The organism is Microcystis sp. LEGE 08355 (assembly GCF_015207185.1).
In the GTDB taxonomy this organism is placed as follows: domain Bacteria; phylum Cyanobacteriota; class Cyanobacteriia; order Cyanobacteriales; family Microcystaceae; genus Microcystis; species Microcystis panniformis.
Genome location: NZ_JADEXI010000223.1, coordinates 1 through 6979, shown reverse-complemented (window position 1 = coordinate 6979; position 6979 = coordinate 1). Strand labels below are relative to the sequence as shown.

Here is a 6979-nt window from a genome sequence, read left to right as displayed (position 1 = left end):
CTTTTGGTATTAACCTGTTTGTGCCTTAAGTCCTTTCCTGTATGAATTTCAGCTACTTTTGAGCGTAGTTGCTCTCATCGAATTTTATTTTAAGTTAATTATTTGCATAACAATTCCCGAAGAGCCAGATTGTGCAAAAACAAGCGTAGAGTTGATTAATCATTGAAATAAATTTGCCCCAATCAAACCGACTCGATGAACTGCTCGATGTCCGATTCTTACGAACCAAATTTGAGCATAGGTCAATCGGGCTAAAAGTTGATCGGAAGCTGTGAGGCTGTCTTTTGCTACTTCAAAAGCCCCTGTTTCAATATCTATGGCTACAATCTTCCCATGATTGCCTTCCTCGACTTGGGGGCGCACCTGAGATTGATAAATCTCTTTACCACGTCGAGCGAATTCTTCTTTGCTGTAGCGGAGTTGATTAACTGTCATTGTCCTGACCCCGTTGCCACTTTTGCCCCTCCATTTTAACCTAAACATTGGCAATCTTCGCTAACATTCCCCAACTTGGCCCACAAGGGCGGCATCGCACTTACAGTTTCAATCAATGTGCATGGTGCGTTCCCCAAAATCGATCGCTGGAGCGGTAGAAGTTGCCTTAGGGAACGCACCCTACGGCGATTGCGATCACACTACACAATTTGATTGTTCATAGTATTTTGTAATAGTTGATGTGCGCTGTAAAATGGCTCTCCTTCCAAATTTAAGCATTCCAACTTTTTCATAAGTAAATTTTTCAGGTCCAAATTATTATGCTCGACAAGAACAGATCGTAAGTCATAACCATCCATCAAAATGATAGATTTGTCATTATTCTGCTTTAGTAAGGGGCATACATTTTTTGACCAACCATTGATCGATAAAAATAATCCCAATGTCTGTTTACCAGAGCGGCTGATTTTGCCATAAAGGCTATCAAGTTGCCGTATATCCGTTAAGTTTTGAGTCCATTTACATTCAACTAGATAGTACCAGCCTTCAAGCTTAAATGCGCCGTCTATTTGTTCTCCACCCTCATTTCTCCTAAAGCTTTTTTGAGTTGGAATCTCATAAAGAGAAAAAATACGTTTTAGCAAGTCTTCAAGTGAAAATCCTCGCTGTTTCTTATCTTCCGAATTTATTAACTTTGTAAAGTTATCAAATTCCAGCAGAAGACTGGATCGAAGTGAAGAAAATTCCTCCTTCCTCTGAGAATCCTGATTAGGATTCTTTGTATTACCTCCTTGCAATCTTTCTACAATTTTTTGACATTCGTTAAATAAATTTTCCTCCTCAGTGGTGATAGCTTTCCGAGTTATTGACTTTTTTGTTTTCCAGTATTCCAAAAGTGTTTCTATCAGTTTTCCTACTGTAGAATTAGATTCTTCTTTCCAAAAACCTCTTAATCGATTTGCTTTTGAGCCACTACTATAATTATATTTTTCATCATATATATCGATATTTAAATTTTCTAAGACGAATTCTCGGAAGGTTATGTTTGAAAAATCAAGCACATAACCATTGCCCATTTCGAGCAATTTCTCTAGTTTAATCTTTTCAATGCTTGTTAAATCTGACATCTCATATCTAGATTGAAAGTGAAAGGAAGGTAGGAAGGTGGAAGGTATGCCTAACTACACATTATACGAAAACTTTCTGCATAACAATTTCCAGAGCAACGATATAGGTCAACTTTCTGTATGTTACCCCGACTTACAACATATATACTAATTTGTCAATAGGTAGTAATATTTAATCTGCTTATACTTCGAGTTTTGGTCTGAAAATGGACGATCAATCCCACATTCCGCACCCTCAACTGTCACATAATACTAAATCGGTTGAGCAACGCACAGAAAACGGGTTTCTCGGAGAAACCCGTTTTCTGCTCATGCACTCATGCAAAAAGGGAGAATAAATAATCAGTCTTTAATAACCGGATTTAGGATTATTTAACCTTTAATCAAGGCTATCACTGGGGCCACCAATCTTCGATCACCTGCGCGATAGTATAGGGACAAAACTCTGGAAAAATGCTAAGGATTAAACCCGTTTGTCTGGCGGCTTCTCGACGCGCTCTGGTATATTCCTTATCCAAAATTTGCGCGGGATAACCGCGTAAACTGGGACTATCCTCTAACTTACGACGAATTTGCGATCGCCCATCATTGATGGAATCCAGCCAACTATCGGAGCGCCGTTGGGGTTGATATTGCCACTTGAGCAGATGAAGCAAAATTCGCTCCATTTGAGAACCAATCGCACTGCGTTCACTTTTCCCCAAATCCTCGATTTCCTCGATTAAATGCTCCCAGTCAATGGCATCCCAGCGTTGTTCCCGCAAAAGTTGAGCCGTATCCCGGGCCCAGAGAATTAAATCGCAATCGTAGGTGGTTGGCATAACCGGTTCCCTGTTTTTCAAGCTTTTCGGGTGGGATTGTGGGGTTAATTCTGTTAGGTTAACGATCCGGCGTTTTCTTAATGATAACTGATTACTGTCAGAGGTAAGGTCAAAAAGCCTGTGAACCCTGTATCAATAACAGCATCAATTACCTGCCTCTGTTTACTCTCATTGCTTACGACTAACCGAAGCGTTGCCTCGCAGTTTTGATCAACAATTCCGTTCATCATAAAGTTAAAGCAGACGACCTACACCAAAGCGGTGAACGCCTTTATACCCAATTCGGACACGCCAGATTTGAGCATCAGGGTTTCGTTCAAGCAATCGATTAGAAGCAGTTATTGTGTCATTGGCAAGCTCAAAAGCACCTGTTTCAATATCTATGGCTACAATCTTCCCATGATTGCCTTCCTCGACTTGGGGGCGCACCTGAGATTGATAAATCTCATTACCACGTCGAGCGAATTCTTCTTTGCTGTAGCGGAGTTGATTAACTGTCATTGTCCTGACCCCGTTGCCACTTTTGCCCCTCTATTTTAACCTAAACATTGGCAATCTTCGCTAACATTCCCCAACTTAGCCCACAAGAGCGGCATCGCACTTACAGCTTCAATCAATGAGCATGGTGCGTTCCTCAAAAATCTATTGGTGGAGCGGTAGAAGTTGCCTTAGGGAACGCACCCTACAAGATTGCGCTCTGCTACGCAGTGCCTTTGGCATCGCACTATATTAATCTGTGAAGTTACACAGCAACAGGCAACTTTGAAAATTCACCAATATTTCAGCTAACGGTGAAGTTAGGTTAAGCGAGTTTGCAAGAAAAGAAGTCGAATTATTGAACCGATTTGATTCATTGAAGTCTACTTATTAAATCACCACGTCGAAATGTTGCAGATAGCTGCTGCAAGGAAATCTCTTGTTCTCCATAAAGATCCTGAAGTGCCTGTTTAATATCCTGTAATGAAGCATTAAAGTAACTCTCCCCATTTTGATCAATAAGCATTTGGGCTGATTGAAAATTTTGATGACTAATGTCTTTCATCTGAACTTTCATATCAGCCAAAAGTTTTTGTCCCATCTGCATTGCAATAAAGCATGAAGCATAGCGGACAAAATCTGGGTCAGTAGACTCAGGTCTTTTGCGGCGGTTTTCTGCAATTCTGTAAAGCTGAACAGCTATTACGATTTGCGCTCCATTTAATTGATCAGTAAAGATTGTATCATACAGTTTCCCAAAATGTTCACGAGAGAAAAACTTTGCTTGATGAGGTTTTCTTCGCCAAACGGATAATACTGCCTCAGCAGCTACTCCTGAAGTAATATCAGCAGAGCGAGTAGGAGTATTGGAACGTTTAGGCCTGTAGTTAAATCCTAATTGCTCAATATCCTTTTCCAATATTTTCTGGTGCTCATCATTAGCACGTAAATCTTTGAGGTCTACTGGATTTTGGCTATTGGTTGCGTAGGTAATTCTTTGAACTAAACCTTCATTTTCACGAGGCAATTGATAGAGTCTTAAAAGAACAAAAGCTTGGGCATTTTTATTAATTAAATCTGGTTCTCGCAAGGTTTTAAATATGGTCATACACGTTTGACCACCGTTAATGATTTGTAAATTCTCAACACGCACTTTGTAATCGCCATCTTGCAATGCGTTGTATGAGAAACTATCACAAGTCAACGTGACCCCGTTATTATAAAAGTAAAAATTGTTTTTTTCATCGCTAGTTAAAGTATGACGGATACCCTCATTTACGCGATTTCCTTGTAAACCCAAGTAGCGACGAATATTGCGCTCTAATAAACGTTCTCCATGTCGCTCTATAAGTGTGGCAATTTCTGTCACCGAAATTCTACCCAACAGTACTCGGCTAAACTCCATATCTTCCACAATAGCTTTGCCACTTAGCTGCAAAGTATCTTTTACGGGTTTAGAAGCTTGAAGAATTTTGACTAAACGCTCGTGATTAACATATTCCCATGTCACCTGATCTCCAAACTCAGCACGATCAATAGCCTCTTGAGCAGATAAATTCCATTTCCGCCCATTGTTGCAAGCTATTGTCCGAACTTGGGGAATATAGCCATCTCGGATTAGGCTACGAGCTTCTTCCACTTTCACAAGCAGTCGTTGATTAATATGTTCTAGTTTAGCTGCTGGATTAAATAAGTAATTAATTGCGTTTATTAAACTTTTTATACCTCCTTCAGGAAATTCAGATTTTCCTTCTAGGTTGTTCTTATATTTTGCCTGAAATAAACTAACTGTAAATTCACCGTCATATTCTTCTGAGATATGTATAGCATCTACTCCAAAGTCACCACCTCCTTCTGTTAAGCAATCAAAAACATCATCTCCATCTAAATCTAAAATGGTTTTAACGCACAGATATACAAAAGCCAAAGACTTAAGCCGGCCTTCATCTGTGATTCGTAGTTCTTCAGAAGCTTTTTGACGAATGTCGTTGCTAACTGATACCAAGCGTTGGTCGATGATGGACGCAATGATATTCATGTACTTATTTACCGAACATATTTAAATAGCTTATTTTATTGTGCCTAACTACATATTATACGAAAACTTTCTGCATAACAGTCTCCAGAGTAACGATATGGGTCAACTTTCTGTATATTACCCCGTCTTACAACATATATACTAATTTGTCAATAGGTAGTAATATTTAATCTGCTTATACTTCGAGTTTTGGTCTGAAAATGGGCGATCGATAGAGCATCAATTATTTTAGGTTGGGTTAACCCAAGGAAACCCAACAAAGAGTAACCTTTGGGGTGGTTGGGTTGCGCTTTTTCAAGCGAATTGAGCTATTTTTGCCCCAGTATTGTTTCGCTCAACCCAACCCACGAAGCGATGCGCCCTGCTACGCAGTGCCTTCGGCATCGCACTAACCAATAACCTCAATGGTCGGGTGCATTGGGGTTGTTAGGTTCGCAATCGCCATGACTTTGGATCACGCCGACCATGAAAAATTGCGGTCACAACGACCCGACTTGAAATCACTCGATAGTAGACAGCATATGGGAATCGTTTGATGACTGCTCGTCGAATGTCCAGGTAAACGATTGCATAAGACTCTGGCATCATGCCGATCTGATTGAGTAAGTCATCTACACAATCAATAAATTCATCACCCAAACCAGCTTGTTGACTCTCATACCAATCATAGGCATCGCTGAGGTCGTCACGGACTTCTGGACGAAATACCAGTACATACTTCATGCTTGCTTTCTGACTGATGCTTTCATCTCTTCCCAGGTGAGGACGTTATCGGGATCATTATTATGACCCTCAATCCGCTGATCGAGTTCGTGTTTTTGCGCCTCGGTTAAATCAGGATACACCTGTTCCACTGCAATACTGTCCCAAATCGCTTGAACCAGAAGGATTCTATCCTCAACACTTAAAGTTGTAATTTCATTTAGTGTAGCCGCGATATCCATGCAGAAACCTCAAGGTGAGACATTCGATAGAACTTCCTCAAATATAGCGAACAGGGTTTTGTCCGTCAAACGACACATTGCAATTAACGATGTGCCCGTCTAGAAATTTGATCACTAGCCTGCCATCATCTCTTCTGTAGCTGGCATTTCGGTCAAAGATAGCCTCAATCATTTGCATCCCGTCAAAATTCACGACTTGGACATGGGTGATTTTCTCAACTTTCTCTTCCGCGATAACCCAAGCTCCCGATTCAGATTGAGCGAGTAGTTCTAACAAGTTGTCATCGAAAATTTGGGTCTGAAACCCCGTCGTTCTACGACGGCTTTACTGTTAAATATGAGCATCGTTTACGAAATATATGCTAAAATGTGAGACATGGAAAAAGCCTACTCGTTTCGATTTTACCCCACACCAACACAAGAGTCGCTATTGCGGCGCACTTTGGGCTGTGTAAGATTGGTTTACAATAAAGCTCTCCATCTCAGAACACAAGCTTGGTATGAAAGACAAGAAAGAGTAGGATATACTGAAACTTCTTCAATGCTAACCGATTGGAAAAAACAAGAAGAATTAGAGTTTTTAAACGAAGTTAGCTGTGTACCTTTACAACAAGGGTTAAGACATTTACAAACAGCTTTCACTAATTTCTTTGCTGGTCGTACTAAGTATCCTAGCTTTAAGAAAAAACATCAAGGAGGAAGTGCCGAATTTACCAAATCTGCTTTTAAGTTCAAAGACAAACAAATCTATTTAGCTAAATGCACAGAACCTTTACCTATTCGATGGTCAAGACAAATCCCAGAAAGCTGTGAACCAAGCACAGTAACAGTCAGATTACATCCTTCTGGACGTTGGCATATCTCAATTAGATTTGATGACCCAACGATTAAGCCTCTACCAGTAACAGATAAAGCCATCGGAATTGACTTAGGAATTAGTAGCCTCGTGATTACCAGCGATGGTGACAAAGTATCTAATCCTAAGTATTTTAAAAAGCATTATCGGAGACTGCGAAGAGCAGCGAAAAATCTTTCTAGAAAACAGAAAGGGTCAAAAAATCGGGAAAAAGCGAGAATCAAAGTAGCAAGGATTCACGCTCAAATCACCGATAGCAGAAAAGACCATTTACATAAGCT

At 40.2% G+C, this 6979-nt stretch carries 9 protein-coding genes and 1 pseudogene; 1 reads left to right on the top strand and 9 read right to left on the bottom strand.

The genetic code is table 11. The annotated features are described in order from the left end of the window. Positions 1-159 precede the first annotated feature (159 nt). From IQ242_RS12615 to IQ242_RS12580, 9 genes and pseudogenes are all read right to left on the bottom strand, one after another. The gene (locus IQ242_RS12615; protein ID WP_002801699.1) at positions 160-435 is read right to left on the bottom strand and encodes a hypothetical protein; all 276 of its coding nucleotides are present in this window, start codon (positions 433-435) and stop codon (positions 160-162) included. A 200-nt stretch (positions 436-635) separates the two neighbouring features. Then, positions 636-1562: a restriction endonuclease gene (locus tag IQ242_RS12610; protein ID WP_036401709.1), complete on the bottom strand. Its 927-nt coding sequence runs from the start codon at positions 1560-1562 to the stop codon at positions 636-638. Between the two features lie 392 nt (positions 1563-1954). Next, positions 1955-2383, bottom strand: a complete 429-nt coding sequence (locus IQ242_RS12605) for a DUF29 domain-containing protein (RefSeq protein WP_052275570.1) — start codon at positions 2381-2383, stop codon at positions 1955-1957. 86 nt (positions 2384-2469) lie between these two features. Beyond that, positions 2470-2613, bottom strand: a pseudogene (locus IQ242_RS27115) (clan AA aspartic protease); the annotation flags it as partial. A gap of 4 nt (positions 2614-2617) precedes the next feature. Then, the gene (locus tag IQ242_RS12600) at positions 2618-2884 is read right to left on the bottom strand and encodes a hypothetical protein (RefSeq protein WP_004160621.1); all 267 of its coding nucleotides are present in this window, start codon (positions 2882-2884) and stop codon (positions 2618-2620) included. Between the two features lie 349 nt (positions 2885-3233). Next, positions 3234-4898: an AIPR family protein gene (locus tag IQ242_RS12595; protein ID WP_193960212.1), complete on the bottom strand. Its 1665-nt coding sequence runs from the start codon at positions 4896-4898 to the stop codon at positions 3234-3236. 426 nt (positions 4899-5324) lie between these two features. Then, positions 5325-5621, bottom strand: a complete 297-nt coding sequence (locus IQ242_RS12590; RefSeq protein WP_193960211.1) for a type II toxin-antitoxin system RelE/ParE family toxin — start codon at positions 5619-5621, stop codon at positions 5325-5327. Next, positions 5618-5842, bottom strand: a complete 225-nt coding sequence (locus IQ242_RS12585; protein ID WP_008199613.1) for an addiction module protein — start codon at positions 5840-5842, stop codon at positions 5618-5620. Before IQ242_RS12585 ends, IQ242_RS12590 begins: the two co-directional genes overlap by 4 nt. Positions 5843-5879: 37 nt before the next feature. Further along, complete coding sequence (locus IQ242_RS12580) at positions 5880-6119, bottom strand: hypothetical protein (RefSeq protein ID WP_193960210.1); 240 nt, start codon at positions 6117-6119, stop codon at positions 5880-5882. 99 nt (positions 6120-6218) lie between these two features. On the opposite strand from IQ242_RS12580, the gene IQ242_RS12575 reads away from it, so the two are divergent. After that, positions 6219-6979 (top strand): RNA-guided endonuclease TnpB family protein (locus IQ242_RS12575; protein WP_193960209.1); only part of this gene is annotated, 761 nt, incomplete at its 3' end.